General features: G+C 73.9%; 1 protein-coding gene and 1 pseudogene. Both read left to right on the top strand.

The genetic code is table 11. From position 1 onward, the window contains the following. Nucleotides 1-482, top strand: a pseudogene (locus tag FNQ90_RS24645) (hypothetical protein); the annotation flags it as partial. 136 nt (nt 483-618) lie between these two features. Next, the coding region (locus FNQ90_RS24640; protein WP_182608358.1) for an aldehyde dehydrogenase family protein at nt 619-1,000 on the top strand (382 nt) is incomplete at its 3' end.

The raw sequence follows: 1,000 nt of genomic DNA, 5'->3' as shown, positions 1-1,000 counted from the left end.
CCCCCGGCACCGAGCCCACCGCCGGTCCCGGCGCCCCCGGCGGCTACGCCCTGGCGCAGGATCCCGCCGGCTTCGCGATCGCCGTCCCGGATGGCTGGCAGCGCCGCGAGGACGGCGGCGACGTGGTGCGCTACGTCGGCGACGGCCTGGAGTTGGTGGTGGTCACCGGCAGGGACGACACCGGCGGGTTCGGCGACGACCCGATGGCCTACCAGTTGCAGTCCCAGCCGGAGCTGCGCGAGTACCGCGACTCGGCGTGGAAGTCCTCCGGCAGCCTGCGCACCACCCGGGTGGGCAACATCCTCATGGCCGAGGGCGGCTTCACCTGGGACCGCTCGGGGATGCGGTACGCGCAGAACCGGGTGCTGCTGATCGACGACCGGTACCACGTGGTGATGGTCCGCGGGCCGGAGAGCTCCCGGGACGAGATCGCCGGGGTGCACGCGACCGTCGCCGACACCTACGCGCCCCGGGGGAACTGACCGCGAGCCGTTTGGACCGGGCCGCCGGGGGCGGGAGCGACCCCCGCCCCAACAGTGCCGGCGATCGCCGGCATCCTCGGCGAAAAACGGTTACCAATGGGTAGGCAGCGCCGTGCCGGCCGCCTACCCTCGCGTCATGACGATCGAATCGGTTCCGGCCCGTCCCCGCCCCGTCGTCGCGACGGTCGATCCCGCACTGGTGCGCCGGCTCACCGCAGATGTCATCGGAAGCGAGAGCACCCGCTGCCACACCCCCTTCACCGGTGAACGCCTCGCCGACCTCCCCGCCGCCACGGTCGAGGAGGTGGCCGTCGCCCGCGACCGGGCGCGCGCCGCGCAGGCCGCCTGGGCCGCCCGATCCCCCCGTGAGCGCGCCGCCGTCCTGCTGCGCTTCCACGACCTGCTGCTGAACCGCCAGGACGAGGTGCTCGACCTCGTCCAACTGGAGACCGGCAAATCCCGCCTGCACGCCCACGAGGAGGTCCAGTCGGTCGCCCTGGCCGCCCGCCACTACGGCC

This window comes from Streptomyces alkaliphilus (genome assembly GCF_014141535.1).
Taxonomy (GTDB): domain Bacteria; phylum Actinomycetota; class Actinomycetes; order Streptomycetales; family Streptomycetaceae; genus Streptomyces; species Streptomyces alkaliphilus.
This window is presented reverse-complemented; position numbering and strand designations above follow the sequence as displayed.